Origin of the sequence: Nocardia yamanashiensis NBRC 100130, from assembly GCF_001613325.1 — a bacterium.
Classification (GTDB): Bacteria; Actinomycetota; Actinomycetes; order Mycobacteriales; family Mycobacteriaceae; genus Nocardia; species Nocardia yamanashiensis.
Genome location: NZ_BDCD01000018.1, coordinates 131,471 through 150,590 on the forward strand (window position 1 = coordinate 131,471; position 19,120 = coordinate 150,590).

The 19,120-nt window shown below is 67.0% G+C and carries 22 protein-coding genes, 1 tRNA gene, 1 other RNA gene and 1 riboswitch; of the genes, 7 read left to right on the forward strand and 17 right to left on the reverse strand.

The genetic code is table 11. The features are described from left to right. Positions 1 to 9 precede the first annotated feature (9 nt). The 5 genes from NY1_RS20790 to NY1_RS20810 all read right to left on the reverse strand — a co-directional run bounded on the left by NY1_RS20790 (position 10) and on the right by NY1_RS20810 (position 3,356). Positions 10 to 1,473, reverse strand: a complete 1,464-nt coding sequence (locus tag NY1_RS20790) for a nitrilase-related carbon-nitrogen hydrolase (protein ID WP_067715883.1) — start codon at positions 1,471 to 1,473, stop codon at positions 10 to 12. A 479-nt stretch (positions 1,474 to 1,952) separates the two neighbouring features. Next, a complete protein-coding gene (locus tag NY1_RS20795) occupies positions 1,953 to 2,459 on the reverse strand; it encodes a hypothetical protein (RefSeq protein ID WP_157762402.1) in 507 nt (168 codons plus the stop codon). Then, complete coding sequence (locus NY1_RS20800; RefSeq protein WP_157762404.1) at positions 2,434 to 2,778, reverse strand: hypothetical protein; 345 nt, start codon at positions 2,776 to 2,778, stop codon at positions 2,434 to 2,436. The genes NY1_RS20795 and NY1_RS20800 overlap by 26 nt, the downstream gene beginning before the upstream one ends. A 93-nt stretch (positions 2,779 to 2,871) precedes the next feature. After that, positions 2,872 to 3,096 carry a hypothetical protein gene (locus tag NY1_RS20805; RefSeq protein ID WP_157762405.1) on the reverse strand — a complete coding sequence of 75 codons (225 nt, stop codon included), beginning with the start codon at positions 3,094 to 3,096 and terminating at the stop codon, positions 2,872 to 2,874. Between the two features lie 65 nt (positions 3,097 to 3,161). After that, on the reverse strand, positions 3,162 to 3,356 hold the full coding sequence (locus NY1_RS20810; protein WP_067715895.1) for a hypothetical protein: 195 nt from the start codon (positions 3,354 to 3,356) through the stop codon (positions 3,162 to 3,164). 137 nt (positions 3,357 to 3,493) lie between these two features. On the opposite strand from NY1_RS20810, the gene NY1_RS20815 reads away from it, so the two are divergent. Further along, entirely contained in the window at positions 3,494 to 4,102 is a 609-nt protein-coding gene (locus tag NY1_RS20815) for a hypothetical protein (protein ID WP_067715898.1), read from the forward strand. Positions 4,103 to 4,109: 7 nt separating this feature from the next. Here NY1_RS20815 and NY1_RS20820 read toward each other — a convergent pair whose 3' ends face one another. Continuing rightward, positions 4,110 to 4,511, reverse strand: a complete 402-nt coding sequence (locus NY1_RS20820; protein ID WP_067715901.1) for a nitroreductase/quinone reductase family protein — start codon at positions 4,509 to 4,511, stop codon at positions 4,110 to 4,112. A 115-nt stretch (positions 4,512 to 4,626) separates the two neighbouring features. Here NY1_RS20820 and NY1_RS20825 point away from each other — a divergent pair, with 115 nt between their 5' ends. The 4 genes from NY1_RS20825 (at position 4,627) to NY1_RS43780 (ending at position 8,433) form a co-directional block, all read left to right on the forward strand. Beyond that, on the forward strand, positions 4,627 to 5,316 hold the full coding sequence (locus tag NY1_RS20825; protein ID WP_067715903.1) for a DUF899 domain-containing protein: 690 nt from the start codon (positions 4,627 to 4,629) through the stop codon (positions 5,314 to 5,316). Between the two features lie 93 nt (positions 5,317 to 5,409). After that, on the forward strand, positions 5,410 to 7,092 hold the full coding sequence (locus tag NY1_RS20830; RefSeq protein ID WP_067715906.1) for an ABC-F family ATP-binding cassette domain-containing protein: 1,683 nt from the start codon (positions 5,410 to 5,412) through the stop codon (positions 7,090 to 7,092). 60 nt (positions 7,093 to 7,152) lie between these two features. After that, positions 7,153 to 8,211 carry a glycerophosphodiester phosphodiesterase family protein gene (locus NY1_RS20835; RefSeq protein ID WP_067715909.1) on the forward strand — a complete coding sequence of 353 codons (1,059 nt, stop codon included), beginning with the start codon at positions 7,153 to 7,155 and terminating at the stop codon, positions 8,209 to 8,211. A gap of 9 nt (positions 8,212 to 8,220) precedes the next feature. Further along, on the forward strand, positions 8,221 to 8,433 hold the full coding sequence (locus tag NY1_RS43780; RefSeq protein WP_067715912.1) for a DUF5302 domain-containing protein: 213 nt from the start codon (positions 8,221 to 8,223) through the stop codon (positions 8,431 to 8,433). A 48-nt stretch (positions 8,434 to 8,481) separates the two neighbouring features. Here NY1_RS43780 and ssrA read toward each other — a convergent pair. The 11 genes from ssrA to NY1_RS20890 all read right to left on the reverse strand — a co-directional run bounded on the left by ssrA (position 8,482) and on the right by NY1_RS20890 (position 17,264). Beyond that, positions 8,482 to 8,854: a transfer-messenger RNA gene (gene ssrA / locus NY1_RS20845) on the reverse strand. A gap of 84 nt (positions 8,855 to 8,938) precedes the next feature. Beyond that, positions 8,939 to 9,415, reverse strand: coding sequence for an SsrA-binding protein SmpB (gene smpB / locus NY1_RS20850; RefSeq protein WP_067715914.1), 477 nt, complete (start codon positions 9,413 to 9,415; stop codon positions 8,939 to 8,941). A gap of 48 nt (positions 9,416 to 9,463) precedes the next feature. Then, entirely contained in the window at positions 9,464 to 9,778 is a 315-nt protein-coding gene (locus NY1_RS20855; RefSeq protein ID WP_067715917.1) for a DMT family transporter, read from the reverse strand. Between the two features lie 12 nt (positions 9,779 to 9,790). After that, a riboswitch (guanidine-III (ykkC-III) riboswitch) is annotated at positions 9,791 to 9,855 on the reverse strand. Between the two features lie 119 nt (positions 9,856 to 9,974). Then, positions 9,975 to 10,050, reverse strand: a tRNA-Glu gene (locus NY1_RS20860). Positions 10,051 to 10,269: 219 nt separating this feature from the next. Next, complete coding sequence (gene recQ / locus NY1_RS20865; RefSeq protein ID WP_157762419.1) at positions 10,270 to 12,381, reverse strand: DNA helicase RecQ; 2,112 nt, start codon at positions 12,379 to 12,381, stop codon at positions 10,270 to 10,272. A 112-nt stretch (positions 12,382 to 12,493) separates the two neighbouring features. Then, positions 12,494 to 13,399 (reverse strand): permease-like cell division protein FtsX, encoded by a 906-nt coding sequence (ftsX, locus tag NY1_RS20870; RefSeq protein WP_067715920.1) that lies wholly within the window; start codon positions 13,397 to 13,399, stop codon positions 12,494 to 12,496. Then, entirely contained in the window at positions 13,399 to 14,088 is a 690-nt protein-coding gene (gene ftsE / locus NY1_RS20875) for a cell division ATP-binding protein FtsE (RefSeq protein WP_067715922.1), read from the reverse strand. Before ftsE ends, ftsX begins: the two co-directional genes overlap by 1 nt. A gap of 57 nt (positions 14,089 to 14,145) precedes the next feature. Then, positions 14,146 to 14,313: an Rv3103c transmembrane domain-containing protein gene (locus NY1_RS43080; protein ID WP_157762407.1), complete on the reverse strand. Its 168-nt coding sequence runs from the start codon at positions 14,311 to 14,313 to the stop codon at positions 14,146 to 14,148. Further along, positions 14,300 to 15,157 (reverse strand): mechanosensitive ion channel family protein, encoded by an 858-nt coding sequence (locus NY1_RS20880; protein WP_084535164.1) that lies wholly within the window; start codon positions 15,155 to 15,157, stop codon positions 14,300 to 14,302. Before NY1_RS20880 ends, NY1_RS43080 begins: the two co-directional genes overlap by 14 nt. Positions 15,158 to 15,163: 6 nt before the next feature. Further along, positions 15,164 to 16,288, reverse strand: a complete 1,125-nt coding sequence (gene prfB, locus NY1_RS20885; RefSeq protein WP_067716256.1) for a peptide chain release factor 2 — start codon at positions 16,286 to 16,288, stop codon at positions 15,164 to 15,166. Between the two features lie 118 nt (positions 16,289 to 16,406). After that, positions 16,407 to 17,264, reverse strand: a complete 858-nt coding sequence (locus NY1_RS20890; protein ID WP_067715925.1) for a helix-turn-helix domain-containing protein — start codon at positions 17,262 to 17,264, stop codon at positions 16,407 to 16,409. Between the two features lie 157 nt (positions 17,265 to 17,421). Between NY1_RS20890 and NY1_RS20895 the strand changes: the two genes are divergently transcribed. Both NY1_RS20895 and hisN read left to right on the forward strand, forming a co-directional pair. Continuing rightward, positions 17,422 to 18,015 carry an NADPH-dependent FMN reductase gene (locus tag NY1_RS20895; RefSeq protein WP_067715928.1) on the forward strand — a complete coding sequence of 198 codons (594 nt, stop codon included), beginning with the start codon at positions 17,422 to 17,424 and terminating at the stop codon, positions 18,013 to 18,015. Positions 18,016 to 18,084: 69 nt separating this feature from the next. After that, the gene (gene hisN / locus NY1_RS20900; protein ID WP_067716259.1) at positions 18,085 to 18,870 is read left to right on the forward strand and encodes a histidinol-phosphatase; all 786 of its coding nucleotides are present in this window, start codon (positions 18,085 to 18,087) and stop codon (positions 18,868 to 18,870) included. Positions 18,871 to 19,120: the final 250 nt, after the last annotated feature.

The window sequence follows — 19,120 nt, forward strand, 5'->3', positions numbered from 1 at the left end:
CCCTTCGAACTATACGGTCGGCCGTATGTATTGTCGATCGCCTGCGGTGGATTCGCGAACCCCGCTGTCCGCCGGCCGTCGTCGCGTCGCGAACAGCAGGGCGACAGCGCTCAATGCCAGCGACAACCAGGCGAACCAGTCACCGAACCGGGCATACGGGGTGCGCTCGCCGGACAGCGGCACCGTCGCCACCACCGACCGCGTGACCGTGATGTCCGTACGCGCGGAAGCGAGGATCTCCCCGCCGGCGTCGCTCAGCACCAGTTCCCCGAGTTGCGGCGCTCGTGCGACCGCGACCCCGGATTCCATCCCGCGCACGACCGCCATCCGGCTGTGCAGCCACGCGTCGTCGGTGAAGTCGAGTGCCGGCACCAGCAGCAGAGTCGCTCCGCGGCGCGCGTTCTCGCGCACCAGCGCCGGTCGATCGAGGTCGAAGCACACCGCCAGCGCCCACGGCCGCCCGGGCGCCAGCTGGAATTCGTTGCCCGGCACCAGATCGTCCTCCAAACCGGGAACCAGATAATGCTTGGCGTATCGCACGCCGGAGGGATAGTCGATGGCCGCGTTCACACTGGTCTCCCCGGTGGTGAGCACCAGCCCCGCCACCACATGTATGTTGCGCCGGACAGCCACCCCCCTGAGCGCTTCAGAAAGTCCCGCCAGGCTGGATTCGTCCGCACGCCAAGCCTTTTCCGGCAACACCACCACCTCCGCGCCCTGATCGGCGAGCCGATCGATCTCACGCACCGCCCGCTCGATCATGTCGCGCCCCTCCGGCGAATCCACCGGAACGAAGTCCGGCGGTTGCGAAATCCCCACCAGCCCCACCCGCACCGATTCACCGGTACCAGAACGCGCCGCCTGCCAGCCCCCGAATCCGCCCGCGGCAACCACCGCGACCAGCACGGCCACCGCAACGCGGATCCGTTGCGCTGCAAATACTCCCGGCGCCGCGAGCGCGGCGATCGCCGAGGATCCCAGCAGCACGGCGAAGCTGATCCCCCACACCCCGGTCAGCGCGGCCACCCGCACCACCGGCAGCATCGCGGCTTGGCTGTACGCGACGCTCCACCACGCCCCGAACGGCCCGACTGCCGCCAGCAGATATTCGAAGCTCACCCACACCGCCGGAACCGCCACTGCCGCAAGCCCGATCCGCCCGCGCACTAGCAATGCCCGCCCCACCAGCACGGCCGCACCGAACACCGCCGCCGAACCGACCAGCAGCAGCACGGTCACCGCCTGCGGCTGTTCCAGCGTCTCGACGAAATACGGCCACCACCGCAATTCCCCGATCAGCAGCGCCGAGAATGCCGCGACGAACGCCCAGCGCGCATCGGTCCTGGGCACGAGCAGCAACACCGGCAATGCCGCCAGCACAGCGACACCCGGCACCGGATGCAAACCCCACCCCACCCACCACAGCCCAGCAGAAGCCAGTACGGCGATGAGCCCCACCGCGAAACGCTGCATCGGAAAGCACCCTTCGAATCGGCATCACTCCGACCCGATGGTCAACCCGCAAAGCTCGACATCACATCACCGAGAAGTACTGTCCCCGAATCACTCTCCCGAGTGAGACGCCCACTCCGCCCGGTCGGTCTGCGAGCGCATCTCCCGAGTGGAAACCCACCTCCGCCCAGTCAGCCTGCGCGCACATCTCCCGAGTGGAAACCCACCTCCGCCCAGTCAGCCTGCGCGCACATCTCCCGAGTGAGACCCCACCTCCGCCCAGTCGATCTGCGCGTGCATCTCCTGGTCCCCCCTGCACAAGGGTCACAGCATCGATCGCTTCGCACTGCGGGAGTTCCCAGGAACCTTTCACCTCGCCGCCGCAAGGTCTCGAGCGCCTCACGTTTCGCCCTGCGCAAGCCCCCCGAGCATCTTCCGATTCGCGCCCCCGCACGAGGTATCGAAGACGCCCCCTCAGGTCGGGGGTCCGATCTTTCCCATCACGCCTTGCGCAAGGTCCCGACTATCTCCCCATTCACCTGCGCTCGATACTCCATCGCGCCGTCCGCCGTCAGGACAACGGTCGAGGTGCCCCCGTCCGCTCCACATCCGGCTCCGCCGACATTCCTTGCCGCGAAGGTCAATTCGTGCTCCTCGGCCACCACGAGCCGCTCGATCCGCTCGCAGCGCACCGCAGCACCTTCCGTCCCGAAGGTCGAACTTGCGACTTCCTCCCCGTTCTTCCCCGACTTCACGACCAGCACGATCTCGTATTTGTCCGCCGAGTTCCCGGCCATGCCTTTCCATTCCCCCAGAAAGGCTTTCGGCACCGCCCAGGTTCCCGCCATCGGTGTCGTGTCCTGCGGCCGTGCGACGCTGGTACCAGCGGCCCGTTCGGATGTCCCGTCCCGCCCCCACAGCACCGCGAGCACACTCGCGACAGCCACCACGACGACCGCGAGCACCGCCCATCCGGCCTGCTTACGCCCCGATCGTGATGAATTCACTGCGCCCTCGCGCGTCCAGGCGACCGTCTCCCCAGCTGGCGCTCTCGTAGGCGTCGACCTCGACGGCGTACTCCCCGGCACGGAGTCCATCGGGTACCACCATCGACGCCGACGAACGGCCGTCGATGATCCCGAGATACACCCGCTCCGCTTCATCTTCCAACGGCACCAGGAAGATTCGCGCGCATTCGAACTTCTTTCGCACGCCCGAAGCCGTGGCCGCCGTCCATCGCACCCCGACCTCCCCGCGCCCGCCCGCCGCGAACTCGACGCTGACCGCCAGCGCCGCCACCCCCTCCACTCCGGCGTCGTGCCTCACAACATCCTCCTCGGTTCCGCTCTGCAACCAGGCTGGCACGGTCCCCCGCCCGAAGCAACGCACCGTCAGCGGCCCTGACGCCGGGTGGCCGGGTCAGGTTTCGGCGTGCTCGCAGCGGCTCGCGCCGATCACGATGTTCCACTCCCAGGACCATTTCCAGGACCACGACCAAGGCCACTTGAACGACCAGAAGTCATTGCCTGCGGGGGAATCCGGATCGCTCTCACGGCGACCGGCGCCGACGACGGCCGCGCCGAGCATGGCACCGGCCAAGGCGGCCACGAGCGGGACGAGGAGGCCACGACGGGGCCTCGGCATCGAATTGTGCTGCGCCGACATGATTTCCCCCCGCACGTACGTTCCCCCGCCATCATCCCACGTCGTCAGTAGCGGCGTCCCCACTTGGCGCGCGACCGCCATTGACCCCCTTTGGGGATACGGGAGCTGAAACCGGCCAGATGCAAGGCCAAGCCGAGCAATCCGGCGATGACGAGCGGCTCGACGGCGGTGGTGGTGCGGTCGACGAGTTCGAGGAGGAGGGCGAGCGCGAACAAAACCGCGGCGACGATGGCGAACATATTCGGGTGATACCCACGTTCTGGCGCGATATGGGGGGAAGGCGATTGCGGAAGCCCCCGAAAATAGGGGATATCCGGATGGGCGGCAGCTTCGAATGTCGGGGCGTAGGCATCGATGTACCGGAATGAGGTTCCCTATGGGCATACATCCGCCCGCCCGCTCACCCCGTCAACGCACCGCGGCCTTGCTGCTCGGTGGCGCCCTGTCGTTCTCCCTGCTCGCGACCACTCCGGCCGTGGCGGAGACCATTACCGCCGAGTCCGCGCTGCCGGCGGATTCCGAAGGCGTGACGCCCGAATCCCCCACCGCCGCCACGGAGAACGTGATCCGCATCGGCAATCTGCAAACCGCGCGGCCGGATTGGATTACCTCGGAGCAGGCCCAGCAGCTCAATGCCGCGGCCACCGATGCGCGGTCCGTGCTGGCGCACACGCTCGAAGCCACCGGCCTGTCGCCCGAACGGGCCGATCTCATCGCCGCCGCCATCCTGACCGACGCGACGGTCGGCGCCGCCATCGGCGCTGCGGCGGCCGCTCCCATCGCGGTCACGGGTGCGCTCGTGGGCGCGGTGTCCGGTGTGGTGGCCGGGATACCGTTCGCCCCGGTCGGTCTGGTGGTCGTTCCGGCGGCCGGCGCCGCACTCGGATACGCCATGGTCGCAGCACCTTTCGCCGCGATAGGCGCGGCGGTCGGCGCGGCAGCGGGCGCGGCCGAGGGTTATCTCGCCGCACCCGTCACCGGCTGAACCAGTCCTACACGGCGGTGAGAATCAGCACCGGAATATCCCAGGACACCTTGGCCTGCAGATCCTTCAGGAACCCCCACCGCTGGATCTGACCGTCCCAGATCCGGTTTCGCTCCTCGCCGGTGGCCTCCGTCGCGCGCACCGACCACGAATCGCTCCCGACCTCCACTTCGGCCCGCGGGTCGGCCATCAGGTCGTGGTACCAGTTCGGTCCTCGCTCGCGGCCGTCGTCACCGGCGAACACGATCAATCGTGCGCCGTCGCGCGCATACCCGAGCGGCACCGTCCGCGTCCCGGTGGTCAGCAGCAGTACATCGATATTCGCGAACGGCCCGCCGAGCTTCCCGCCATTGGCCCGGAACTCCGCGATGATCTCGCGATTCACCCGCTGCGTCTCCTCATGCGACATCCGCCGATGCTATGTGCCCGCCCGCCGCGAACCCGCACGAGCACCGATGAATTCGCTCCCCGGCCGCCGTCTACCCCTACAGCCCCCACTCTGTGGACGCCGACAGGAGGACCTCATGAGCACCCAAGCACTCCCGCCCGTCGTGGACGCCGCCACCTGGCAGCACGAACTCGACCAGCTCCGTATCCGCGAGAAAGCCGCCACCCGCGAACTCGACGCCATCGCCGCCCAGCGCCGCCGCCTCCCCATGGTCGAACTGCCCGACTACACCCTGGAAGGCGAGGACGGCCCCATCCGCCTGGCCGATATCTTCGAAGGCAAATCCCAGCTCATCGTCTACAACCACATGTGGTTCCCCGGCGAGCAATGGCAGTGCGGCGGCTGCACCGGCTTCACCTCCCAATTCACCCGCCTCGAATTCCTCGACAACTACGACGCCCGTTTCGTCATAGTCACCCAGGGCCCCATCGACGAAGCCCTCGCCTACAAACGCCGCGTAGGCAACCAAATGACCTGGTACTCCACCGCCAACAGCCCCTTCGGCGCCGACGTAGGCGCCCCACCCGACGCCGGCTTCGCCGTCAACGTCTTCCTCCGCCACAACGACACCGTCTACCGAACCTGGCACACCAACGGCCGCGGCACCGAACAACTGAGCCACTCCTTCCCCCTCATCGACCTCCTCCCCTACGGCCGCCAAGAAGAATGGCAAGACTCCCCCACCGGCTGGCCCCAATCCCCCACCTACAGCCGCTGGTCCACCTCCAAAGACATAGCCGCCGCCTACGGCGACCCGAACGCCTGAATCCCGCACCGCGACAGGGAGGCCCGGCGCCGCGCGACCGGGCCTCCCGGTTAACGAGTTGTGTTGCCCGCGAATAACGGGTTGGCTGGGTGGGTGGGTCACATTGACGTCAGTGAGGTCGAGTACTTCCTGCCCGATGGGCGGCAGTTGCTGGGTGGGGTGGGGTTCCGGATCGGGGCGGGGGTCAAGGCGGCGTTGATCGGGCCCAATGGGACCGGGAAGACGACGCTTTTGAAGATCATTGCGGGGGATGCGGTCGCGGATGAGGGGGCGGTGACGCGGTCGGGGTCGCTGGGGGTGATGCGGCAGTTCATCGGGCAGGTGCGGGATGAGTCGACGGTTCGGGATCTGTTGTTGGAGGTGTCGCCGGCGAATATCAAGGGCGCGGCGCGGGCCTTGGATGACGCCGAGAACGCGTTGATCCAGGATGATTCGGAGCCGGCGCAGCTGAAGTACGCGCATGCGCTGTCGGATTGGGCGGATGTCGGCGGGTACGAGTTCGAGGCGTTCTGGGACAAGGTGACCATGGCGGCGCTGGGGGTGCCGTTCGATCGGGCCAAGTGGCGGGCGGCGAGTGCGCTGAGCGGGGGCGAGCAGAAGCGGATCGTGCTGGAGGCGCTGTTCGCGGGGCCCGACGAGGTGCTGTTGCTGGACGAGCCGGACAACTATCTGGATGTGCCGGGCAAGCAGTGGCTGGAGCGGACCATCGCGGAGTCGAGCAAGTCGGTGCTGTTCGTGAGCCACGACCGGGAGTTGATCGCGAACGCGGCGACCCGGATCGTGACCCTGGAACCGGGCGTCAACGGTGCGACCGCGTGGGTGCACGGCGGCGGGCTGGCGAGCTATCAACAGGCGCGGGAAGATCGCAACGCGCGCCTGGACGAACTGCGCCGGCGCTGGGACGAGGATCGCGCCAAACTCCGCGCCCTGGTGCTGCGCTTGCGTGAGAAAGCCAAGTTCAACGATGGCGTCGCCGCCCGATACCACGCGGCCCAGACCCGCTTGGCCAAGTTCGAGGAGGCGGGCCCGCCCGAGGCGATCCCGTTGCGGCAGAACGTCACCGTGCGCCTGCACGGCGGCCGCACCGGCAAACGCGCACTGGTCTGCACCCAGCTCGGTCTCACGGGCCTGATGAAACCGTTCGACACCGAGATCTGGTATGGCGATCGCGTCGCGGTGCTCGGCTCCAACGGCTCCGGCAAATCCCACTTCCTGCGGCTGCTCGCGGCCGGCGGAACCGATCCGGGCACCGAACATCTGCCGATCCAGAGCCTGAACCTGGCTCCGGTACCGCACACCGGCACCGCGGCACTGGGCGCCCGGGTCCGCCCCGGCTATTTCGCCCAAACCCATTCCCGCCCCGACCTTTCCGGCCGCACCCTGCTCGAGATCATGCACATGGGCGACGAGCACCGCGACGGTATGGGCCGCGAAGCCGCCACCCGGGTCCTGGACCGCTACGAACTCGCCCGCGCCGCCGAACAACGCTACGACGACCTGTCCGGCGGCCAGCAGGCGCGCATGCAGATCCTGCTGCTCGAATTGTCCGGCGCGACAATGCTGCTCCTGGACGAACCCACCGACAACCTGGATCTGCACTCCGCCGAAGCCCTCGAACACGGCATCGCGGGCTTCGCCGGCACGGTCGTCACCGTCACCCACGACCGCTGGTTCGCCCGCGGCTTCGACCGCTTCCTCGTCTTCGGCTCCGACGGCGCCGTCTACGAGAGCGATACGCCGGTCTGGGACGAGCAGCGCGTGCAGCGCGCCCGCTGAGCCCGAACAGTTCACCAACCGGCCACCCGCAGGTAGGCCCACGCCCGCACCATCGAAGGCATGGGCACCGGAACAACCGCGGCGGCGACATTGCTCGCCGCCGCGCTACTCACGGCCCCACCCGCCACCGCCGACGGACCCGGTCGTGAATTCGACCTGCAAGCACACCGGGGCGGCGCCGCGCTGATGGTTGAGAACACCCTCCCGGCCTTCACGAATGCCCTCGCACTCGGCGTCACCACCCTCGAACTGGACGTCCAGCTCACCTCGGACGGATACGCGGTCGTCACCCACGACCGAGATCCCAGTCCCGACAAGTGCATCGACACCGCCCCCGCGACGCCGAACGATCCCGACTTCCCCTACGTTCCAGGCACCAAATACATCCGCAACCTGACCCTCGCCCAGGTCCGCACCATCGACTGCGGCTCGAAGGCCCTGGCCGCCTTCCCCGGTCAGCGCACCGCCCCGCAATCCCGAATGCCGCTGCTGTCAGAGGTTTTCGACCTGGTGCGCGCACGCCGAGCCGACGACGTGATGCTCAATGTCGAAACCAAAGTGGAAGCCGCCGCCCCCGAACAGACCGCGCCTCGCGAGCAGTTCGTGAATGTCGTTGCCGACGAAGTCCGGAAGGCGGGAATGACCCGCCAGGTCACCATTCAAAGCTTCGACTGGGGCGCACTCATGCTGATGCGCCGCGTCGCACCGGAACTCCCGCTGGTCGCCCTCACCAGCGGACAGCAGTTTCTCCAGGCAGGCGAACCAGGCGCCTCCCCTTGGCTGGGCGGCATCGACATCGACGACTTTCCGGGCTCCCTGCAAGAGAAATACGTATCCGCCGCAGCATCTTTCGGCGCCGATGCAGTATCCCCAGTGCATGGCGATCCACAGGACGGCTCCATCGCGGACCCGGGGTATCGGCCGTTCACCACAAGGGAACTCGTCGACGCCGCCCACCGGCGCGGAATGCGCGTGCTGCCCTGGACGGTCGACGATCGCCCCACCATGACCGCCCTGATCGAGCTGGGCGTCGACGGCCTCATCACCAACCGCCCCGACCTGCTGCGGACCGTCCTGTCCGAGTACGGCTTCCGGCTACCGGCGCGACACACCGGATAGGGTGAATCCATGGCCGATGAAAATGAAGTCCCCGCTGAGAATCTCGCGGGCGAAGCTACGGAGTCGCCGGAGGAGGCGACCAGACGGAAGTTCCGGGAAGCACTCGAGCGGAAGAACGGCCACGCGTCCGCAGGCGGTTCGTACCACAATGGCGGCAAGGTCCGCGGTGCGCACACTCAGGCGGGTGGCAAGCGCACCTTCCGTCGCCGGGCCGGCGGGTAAGCGCTAGCGCGAACGACGAAGGCCCGGTCCTGGTGGACCGGGCCTTCTCAGTGGAGCTGCCGGGAATCGAACCCGGGTCCTCCGCCGCATTTTCAGGGCTTCTCCGTGTGCAGTTCGCTATGCCTCTGCTCGGATCTCTCGGTCACGCGAACAAGCCGAGATGACGATCCCAGCCGCTGTTAGGTGTCCTGTCCGCCGCCGCGGCCGCGACGGACAGTAGAGCCCTCTAGCTGATGCCAGGGACCGGGTCGAGGGCGAACCCGGGCTGACAGACACGCTTCGTTGCTTAGGCAGCGAGAGCGTAGTCGCGCTGATTGGAATCGGCGCTTATAGGGTTACAGCGACGCTTATACGGTGGTCTCCTGCCTGCACCGACACGCTTCCCCTGAATCAACGTACGCAGTCGAAACCGTTCAGCCCCGAGCTGTTTCATCCGATTCAGATGAACTACCCGGCTCTCACCGGGCCACCCATAGTAACACCGCGCAAACAGCGGATCATCCCATTAACCGCGCATGCCTTTGATGCGGCGGCCGAGCTCACGGGTGATCTCGCGTTCGGTGGTGCGACGAGCCAGGTCCTGGCGCTTGTCGTGCTCCTGCTTGCCCTTGGCGAGGGCGAGTTCGACCTTGACCTTGCCGTCGGAGAAGTACATGGACAGCGGAACCAGGGTGAGGCTGGACTCCTTGGTCTTGCCGACCAGCTTGTCGATCTCGCGCCGGTGCAGCAGCAGTTTGCGGCTGCGGCGCGGCGTGTGATTGGTCCAGCTGCCGTTGCCGTACTCGGGAATGTGCAGGCCACGCAGCCAGACTTCACCGTCGTCGATGGTGGCGAAGGCGTCGACGAGCGATGCCTTGCCTTCACGCAGGCTCTTGACCTCGGTCCCGACCAGCGCGACTCCCGCCTCGTAGGTGTCCAGGATCGAGTACAGATGCCGCGCCTTGCGGTTGGTCGCGATGGCCTTGCGCCCCTTCTCCTTCATAACGGTCAACATTATCGGTCAGGGCCAGCCATTTATTCCGAGGCCGGGTCAGGCGATGATTTTGAGACCGATCACGCAGGCCACGATGCCGCCGAGCAGCAATATCTTGAGCGCGGAGACCGGCTCGGTCCCGGTGGCCATGGCGTAGGCGACGGTGAGGACCGCGCCGGTGCCGACCCAGACCGCGTAGGCGGTGCCGACGGGCAGCCCGCGCATGGCGTAGGCGAGGCCGGCCATGCTGGCGAGCAGGGCGACGCCGAACACGAGCGAGGGGGCGAGGCGGGTGAAGCCTTCGGACTTGCCGAGGGCGGTGGCCCATACGGCTTCGAAGACGCCCGAGGCGAGCAGGACGATCCAGTACATGACGAGCCTCCTGAGAGGCCGTCTTGTCGCTGACCGGGTACGGCTCCATCGTCCGGGGTTCCATCGAGGAACCACTTCCACCATTGCAAAGGCCCGGCAAGCCGGGCAAATTCCCCGGTGGTGAGTTCGGTCTCCACTCACGAGAAGTATTGCGGGAGAACGAGAAAGGCCCCCAACCGGAGTTGGGGGCCTTTCTTGGTAGTCCCGACGGGATTTGAACCCGCGCTACCGCCTTGAGAGGGCGGCGTCCTAGGCCGCTAGACGACGGGACCAGGAGCTTTACTGCGATCCGTGGACCGCGGCAGCTCCGAAAGCTTATCGCGGGAGCGCTCAGCATCCAAATCCGCTGGCTAACGGCCATCCCGAGGTCGATTGCGCACAGCCGCGCAGCCGCTCACGCACCACCCGGCAGTCCACTTACGCGAGTCCGCGCCCGGTTACGCGCAGTCCGGCGGCAGCTCGACTTGCCCGTAGCCGGGCGGCAGCTCGTCTTACGCGTAGTCGGGCGGCAGCTCATCGAAGTCGGGCGGCGCTTCATCCGGCCACGGGATGTCGTCGGCGGCGAAACTGGGCGCGGCGGTCGGGGTGGGTCGCGCGGCAGCGGATGCGGCGGCCGGGCGTGAAGCGGCGGACGCGGCGGCGGGGCGCGGGGCGGGCGCGGCATCTCCGAAACGCGAAGACTGCCGGGGCGCTGCGGTTTTCACCGCGGCCGGAGCCGAGGCAGCGGGCGGGGCGCCAGCGGAACCCGCACCGCCGCCCGATTCGGCGATGACCTCGAGCACACCCTCGCCGTACTTGGCGCGCTTGTTCTCGCCGATGCCGGAGATGGTGCCGAGGTCGGCGAGCGAGCCCGGTTTGCGGGCGGCGATTTCGCGCAGGGTGGCGTCGTGGAAGACGACGTAGGCGGGGACGCCCTGTTCCTTGGCGGTGGCCGCACGCCAGGCGCGCAGCTTCTCGAACAGTTCGGAGTCGCCGGGCGCGAGGTCGGCGGCGGGCCGGGAAGCCTTGGCGGACTTGGCGGTCCGGGTGGTCTTGGCGCGCTCGGGTTCGCGGCGGAGCTTGACCTGCCGGCCGTCGAACAGCACCTCGTTGCTGGATTCGGTGAGCGTCAGCACACCGTAGTCGCCGTGCACGGCCAGCAGCCCCTGGGCCAGCAACTGCCGCACCACGCCCCGCCATTCGATATCGCGCAGTTCGGTGCCGATGCCGAAGACCTTGAGTTCGTGATGGGCGTGCTGCTCCACCTTGGGGTTTCGCTTGCCGATGAGAATGTCGACGATGTGCCCGGCGCCGAAGCTCTGCCCGCGTTCGCGCTTCAACCGCAGGATGGTGGAGAGCACCTTCTGCGCGGGCACGGTGCCGTCCCAGGCCTCGGGAGCATTGAGACAGGTATCACAGTTCCCGCACGCCTTGCCCTCCTGGCCGAAGTAGGCGAGCAGCTGGGTGCGCCGGCATTCCACGGTCTCGCAGAGCGCGAGCATGGCGTCCAGGTGCAGCTGCAGCTGCCGCCGGTGCATGGCGTCGCCCTCGGACATGTCGATCATCTTGCGTTGCTGCACAACGTCGCTGAGGCCGTAGACCATCCAGGCGGTGGAGGGCTGGCCGTCGCGGCCGGCGCGACCGGTCTCCTGGTAGTAGCCCTCGACGGATTTGGGCAGATCCAGGTGTGCGACGAAGCGCACATCCGGTTTGTCGATGCCCATGCCGAAGGCGATGGTGGCGACCACCACCAGGCCGTCCTCCCGCAGGAACCGCGCCTGGTTCGTCGCCCGCACCCGATTGTCGAGCCCGGCGTGATACGGCACGGCCGCCACGCCATTGGCGGACAGGAACGCCGCGGTCTTCTCCACCGAATTGCGCGAGAGGCAGTAGACGATGCCCGCCTCCCCCGCGTGCTCGTTCTGGATGAACGACAGCAGTTGCTGTTCGGGCCGGTTCTTGCCCTCGATCCGGTACTGGATATTCGGCCGGTCGAAACTGGCCACGAAATGCTTGGCCGACACCAGGTCGAGCCGTTCCGCGATCTCCTTGCGGGTGGCCGCCGTGGCGGTGGCGGTGAGCGCGATACGCGGCACGTCCGGCCAGCGCTGATGCAGCATGGACAGCGCCAGATAGTCCGGCCGGAAGTCGTGGCCCCACTGCGATACACAGTGCGCCTCGTCGATGGCGAACAGCGAGATCTTGCCCTTGTCCAGCAGCGCCGCCGTGGACTCCAGCCGCAGCCGTTCGGGCGCGAGGTAGAGCAGGTCCAGCTCCCCCGCCACGAATTGCGCCTCCACCGTGCGCCGTTCGTCGGGGAACTGGGTGGAGTTGAGGAATCCGGCCCGCACCCCGACCGCGTTCAGCGCATCGACCTGGTCCTGCATCAACGCGATCAGAGGCGACACGACGACGCCCACGCCGTCGCGCACCAAGGCCGGGATCTGATAGCAGAGCGACTTACCGCCACCGGTCGGCATCAGCACCAGCGCGTCGCCGCCGGAGATCACCTGTTCGACGATCTCCCGCTGCGGCCCGCGAAAACTGTCATAGCCGAACGTCTTACGCAGAACCTGGTGCGCCGCATCGCCCTCAGTGAATCCAACACGGCCGGCGGACCCCAGGGTCGCGTTGCGGTTGACGGCCTCGACCTCCGGTGCGCTCACGCCGGCAATCCTACGGACACCGGCAGACACCGATCCAGCCGTTGCCAACTTCGCGCACCGACACGCCGACTCACTCCCGCACGTAGAAGCGCAACGCCAGATAGGCCGTCAACGCCGCGAACCCGATACCCACCGGAGTCACGATCAACGCCACGGTCGCGATGTCGTCCCCGGTGATGCGCGGCAGCACCTGATCGTTGAACAGGCTGCCCAGCGCCCGGTTGATCACCAGCGGCTGCGCCACGAACAATCCGCCCACCGCCAGCACCGCACCGGCCAGCGCGGCCAGCACCGCCTCCAGCAGGAACGGCAGCTGCGTGTACCAGCGGGTCGCGCCGACCAATCGCATGATCGAGACCTCGGTCTTGCGCGCCATGGCGGCCACGTGAACCATATTGGCGATCAACAACAATGCCGCGATGGCCTGCAGAGCCGCCAGCCCGAACGCCGCATTCCGCAGTCCGACAAAGAAACTCACCAGCCGGTCCACGATGTCCATATCGTTGAGCACCGTCATGACGCCCGGCCGCTTGGCGAAGTCGTCGTAGATGGACCGGTACTTGGTGACATCGTCGAGCTTCACCCGGAACGAGGCCGGCAGCCCGTCCTTGCTCACTTCGTCCGCGAGCCCCGGCTGATCCTTGAAGGTGGTCTCCTTGACCTCCTTCACCGCGTCCGCCGAGTTCACGAACTGCACGCTCGCCACATCCGAATGCTTCTTCAGGTCGGCCATGAGCGTCTTGCAGGTATCGGCGGTGCAGTCCGGATCGGTGCGCGAGACCTCGTCGTCCAGGTACAGCCGGATCTCCACCCGCTGCACGTAGTAGTCCTCGATCTTGTCCGCCATGCGCACCGCCAGCAGCCCGCCGCCCAGCATGGTCAGCGAGACCGCCGTGGTCAGGATCATGGCGATGGTCATGGTGATATTGCGGCGCAGGCCGGTGAAGACCTCGCTGAACAGGAATCCGACGCGCATTACCGGCCCACCCCGTACACGCCCATCTCCTCGTCGCGGACCAGGCGGCCGCGATCGAGTTCCACCACGCGCCGGCGCATGGCGTCGACGATGGTGTTGTCGTGGGTGGCCATCACCACCGTGGTGCCGGTCCGATTGATGCGTTCCAGCAGCGTCATGATGTCCTGACTGGTCTCCGGATCGAGGTTGCCGGTCGGTTCGTCGGCCAGCAGCACCAGCGGCCGGTTCACGAAGGCCCGGGCCAGCGCGACCCGTTGCTGCTCACCACCGGAGAGCTCGCTGGGCAGCCGGTCGGCCTTGCCCGAGAGCCCGACCATGTCGAGCGCCTCGGGCACGGCGCGATTGATGAAGGTCCGCGACTTACCGATCACTTCCAGCGCGAACGCCACGTTCTGTTCCACCGACTTCTGCTGCAGCAGCCGGAAGTCCTGGAACACGCAGCCGATGCGCTGACGCAGTTTCGGGACTTTGCGGCCCGGTAGCTTGTCGACTCGAAAATCGGCCACCCAGACTTCTCCGGTGGTCGGCTTCTCGTCTTTGAGCAGCAGACGCATGAAGGTCGACTTGCCGGAGCCGGACGGTCCGATCACGAAAACGAACTCGCCTTTTCCGATGTCGACGGAGACATTGTCCAGCGCGGGCCGCGTCGAGGTCGGGTACGCCTTACTGACACTCCGCAGGCTAATCACGAGGTCCGAGTGTACCGAGACCTGACCGTTACCCGGCCGCGCCGCGCAGACACGCCGTTAGCGGGCGGATGGCTCAGCTGTGCCAGGCAGATGGTTGCTGAGCATGGTGTTGACGATCGGGGTGTAGTCGGTGTGGCTCTGTGTATCGGGCTTGACGAACAGGTACAGCACGAACGTGGCGATCCACACGGTGAGCAGGATCGCCGTGGACTTACGTGTTTTCACTGAGACCCTCCCGGCGTAGTGCAGCGGCGACTCGCACGCGCAGCTCCCGCCCGACTTCGAACTGTTTGCCCGGCAGTGTCCGGGCCACCATCTTGATGTTCATCTGGTTGACGGTGAGATCTTCGACACCCATCACGGTGGGTTCGTCGAGCAGCAGCGTCTTCAACTTGCGATCGGCGAAGGCTTTGGCGCCCACGTCGTGCAGGACTTCGTTGACCTTGTTGATATCGGCGGTCGCGGGGACGGGCACGTCGATTGCGGCACGCGCCCAATCCTTCGACAGATTGGTCACTTTCACGATCTGGCCGTTCGGTACGGTGATCACTTCGCCGTCGGCGCTGCGCAAGGTCGTGATGCGCAACGTGACGTCCTCGACCGTACCCTCCGCGTCCTGAGCCGATCCAGTGACGGCGATGCGCACCACATCGCCGTAGCCGTACTGCCTTTCGGTGATCAGGAAGAATCCGGCGAGCAGATCCTGCACGATGCGCTGGGCGCCGAAACCGAGCGCGGCGCCGAGCACCGCCGCGGGCGCGACCAGACCGGTCAGCTGGAATCCCAAGCGCTGCAAGACTTCCAGACCGACCAGGAAGTACACGATGGACAGCACCACCCAGGTGACGACCTGGGCGAGCGCGTGCCGATGCTTGGCCGCCTCCGACCGCACCAGCGAATCGCTGGAGCGGAAGGTGGCGTCGATCTTGCGCGTGATCCGGTCGCGCACAAAGGTTGCCGCGCGACTGAACAGCATCGCGCCGACGATCAACAGGACGATCTCGAGTCCGCTGGACCGGACCCAATTACCTAGATCGGCTCCGGTGCCGGCGGCGAGCATCGAACTCATAAAGCGTTACCCCTGGGTTGTCTGCTGCTCCCGCATACGCCAGCGGATGCCGCTCTCGATGAAGGCATCGAGATCGCCGTCGAGCACCGCGGTGGGGTTGTTGACCTCATAGGCGGTACGCAGATCCTTGACCATCTGGTAGGGATGCAAGACGTACGAACGCATCTGGTTGCCCCAGCTCGCGCCCTCGTTGGTCTTGAGCGCGTCCATCTGGGCGCGCTCCTCCTGCCGCTTGCGCTCGAGCAGCTTGGCCTGCAGCACCCGCATGGCCGAAATCTTGTTCTGCAGCTGCGATTTCTCGTTCTGACAGGTGACGACGATGCCGGTCGGAATGTGGGTCAGGCGGACCGCCGAGTCGGTGGTGTTGACGGACTGACCGCCCGGGCCCGACGAGCGGTACACGTCGACGCGGACTTCGTTCTCGTTGATGTCGATGTGGTCGGTGGTCTCGACCACGGGCAGCACCTCGACCTCGGCGAAGGAGGTCTGGCGGCGGCCCTGGTTGTCGAACGGGCTGATGCGCACCAGGCGGTGCGTGCCCATCTCGACCGAGAGGGTGCCGTAGGCGTACGGCACCTTGACGGCGAAGGTGGCGGATTTGATGCCCGCCTCTTCGGCGTAGGAGGTGTCGTAGATCTCGACCGGGTACTTGTGGCGTTCGGCCCAGCGCACGTACATGCGCATGAGCATCTGGGCCCAGTCGGCGGCGTCCACGCCGCCCGCGCCGGAGCGGATATTGACGAGCGCTTCACGCTTGTCGTACTCGCCCGCGAGCAGGGTCCGGACCTCGACGGCTTCGATGTCGGCGTGCAGCGAAGAACGCTCGGCATCGGCGTCGGCGAGGGCTTGCGTGCGCGCTTCGCCCTCTTCGTCCTCGGCCAATTCGTAGAGCACCGGCAGGTCTTCCAGACGCTGCCGGAGATCGCGCACGCGACGCAGTTCGGCCTGCGCGTGCGAGAGCTCGCTGGTCACTTTCTGAGCGTGTTCCTGGTCGTTCCACAGCTCTGGGTCCGCGGCCTGGTGCTCGAGCTCGTCGATACGACGAGCCAGCTCGTCGATGTCGAGCACGGACTCGACAGTCTTCAGAGTCGTGTCGAGTTCAGCCAGGTCAGCAGAGACGTCAGGATGCACGGTGTTCAAGGCTACTAGTCCTATCTAGATCGATGAAACAAGAGGGAGTACGACCCGCGCGGGGTCCCGCACTCGTTCATCAACCCGGGAAGCCGCCACAGCAGTGACAGCCGGACCTTCAACCTGCGACGGCGCGTAATCCACCCGGGCGGCGACCGACCAGTCGGTCCAAGGCCACGGCGGTGGTGTCGTCGGCCGGGAGATAGATCATGACGAACTGATCGTCGTCGGCGGAGAGCTCGAGGGTTTCGTACGCGAGCCGCAGCGCGCCCGCCTCGGGATGGGTGAGCCGCCCGACCCCATTGGTATCGGGCAGACCCGGAATCGTCTCCATGCGACGGGTGAACTCCTGACCGACCAGCACGGTCAGCTCGTCGATGAGCTCGCGCACCTGCGGATCGGCGCGCCCCGGCCCCTGCTTCAGGGTCGCGACCACCTTGTCCGCCTTGTGTTCCCAATCGGGGTAGGCGTCGCGCGCCCGCGGATCGGTCAGCACGTAGCGGGCGTAATTGCCCGGCAGGCCATTGTCGAGGAGGCCGATCGGCCCGAAGAGCTGCTCGTATCCCGTTGTGCAGGCGATGATCTCGCTGAGCCGGTTCATGAGCGCGGCGGGGGCGGGCTCGAGCTGATCGAGAATCGCCCGCACCGCCGGGCGCACCCGGCGATTCGGTCCCTGGCCGCCCAGGCAGTTGAAGGACGGCTCCGCGGCCTTGCCCAGGCGCAGCAGGTGCACGCGCTGCGAGGCCGTCATGCGCAGTGCGTCGGCGAAGGCGGACAGCACCTGTGGCGAGGGATTGCGATCGCGGCCCTGTTCGAGCCGGGTCAGGTATTCGATGCTGACGCCGGCGAGCGTGGCCAGTTCGGAGCGGCGCAGTCCGGGCGTGCGGCGGCGCGCGCCGGCGGGCAGCCCCACCTCGGCGGGCGTGACGGCTTCCCGGCGCAATCTCAGGAAGAGTCCCAGCTCGTTATCGCTCACCGTTCGAAAGTAGCAAGCCCGGGCAAGCGAAATCAGGGGCTGAGGGTATCCCTGTCACTACCACCCTCGAGCTGGCCTCCCTGCGGGTCACGAAGCGCAGCAATGTTGTTGCCGAGCGGCCGGACAGGTCGCGGTGAACTCTCGAAGGAGTAGTCCCATGAGCAACACGCTTCGTCTCGCGGTGGTCATCGGCAGTGTCCGGGAAGGCCGGTTCGGTCCGGTGGTGGCGAACTGGGCGGCCGAACAGGCCCGCGAGTACGGCGAATTCGAGGTCGACGTCATCGATCTGGCCGATTACCCGCTGCCGCACGCGCTGCCCGCGGTGTCGCCGCTGATGGAGCCGAATCCGGTGCGCCCGGTCGGCACCGAGGAGCTGTCGGAGCGGCTGGCGGCGGCCGACGCCTTCATCGTCGTCACCCCGGATATCAACCGGAGTTACCCGGCATCGCTGAAGACGGCTATCGACTGGCACTTCACGCAGTGGAATCACAAGGCCATCGGTTTCGTCGGATACGGCGGCCTGAGCGGCGGCATCCTGGCCATGGAGCACCTGCGGCAGGTGTTCGGCGAGCTGCACGCGCACACCGTGCAGGGGTACGTCGCGTTCCCCAAGTATTTCCTGCTGTTCGACCAGGATGGCCAGCCGATCGAGCCGACCGGTCCGGAGGCCGCGGCGCGCGGCATGCTCGAGCAGCTGCACTGGTGGGCGGGCGCCCTCGCCGCCGCCCGTAAGCAGGCCGTTCCCGCCTGAGCGGGCGCGGGATGCCCGGAGTTCGCTGCCGTCACGCAATGTTCACTGACAGGCACTAACGTGTCGGCGGTGAGCGCCTACTCCGAAGATCTCGAACTCGCCCTGCGGCTGGCCGACGCCGCCGACGCCATCACCCGCGACCGGTTCGGCGCGCTCGACCTGAAGATCGACTCCAAGCCGGATCTGACCCCGGTCTCGGATGCCGACCTGGCGGTGGAGCGGGAGATCCGCGACATCCTGAAGTCGGAGCGCCCCGGCGACCTGGTGCTGGGCGAGGAATTCGGCGGCGATGCCGAATTCACCGGCCGCCAGTGGGTGATCGATCCGATCGACGGCACCAAGAACTTCGTGCGCGGCGTGCCGGTCTGGGCCTCGCTCATCTCGCTGCTGGAGGACGGCGTGCCGGTAGTGGGTGTGGTGAGCGCCCCGGCACTGTCCCGGCGCTGGTGGGCGGCGGCCGGCGCGGGCGCCTTCACCAGCTTCGAAAAGGGTGCGGCCAAACCGATTTCGGTCTCGGCGGTGGCGGAGCTGGGCGCGGCCAGCCTGGCCATCTCCAGCCTGTCCGGGTGGCGGGCCATCGGGCGGCGGGAGAAGCTTCTCGTCCTGACCGACGAGGTGTGGCGGGTGCGCGGTTACGGCGACTTCTTCGGCTACACGCTGCTGGCCGAGGGAGCGGTGGACATCACCACCGAACCCGAACTGTCGCTGTGGGATATGGCCGCGCTCGACATTCTGATCCGCGAGGCCGGCGGTACCTTCACCTCCCTGGACGGCGTGCCCGGGCCGCACGGCGGCAGCGCGGTGGCCACCAATTCCCGGCTGCAGGACCAGGTCCTGGCGGCATTGTCCGCCTGATCCTCCGGCCCGCCGGTCCGAGTTTCCGGTATAACGAGAGAGCACCCCCCGTCGTACACACGGGGGGTGCTCCTTCGTATTCGAGCTCGTTAGGCCGAGCCGGAACCTCCACCCGGGCTTCCGATGAGAACACCGACGAGACCACTGAGCAGACTTGTTACCACAGAGACGAGTCCTGACAACATGAGCAATCCTCCTTTCGCCTCGTCGAAAAACGTAGTGGCCCTTGACAGTTGCCGTAACCGTTACG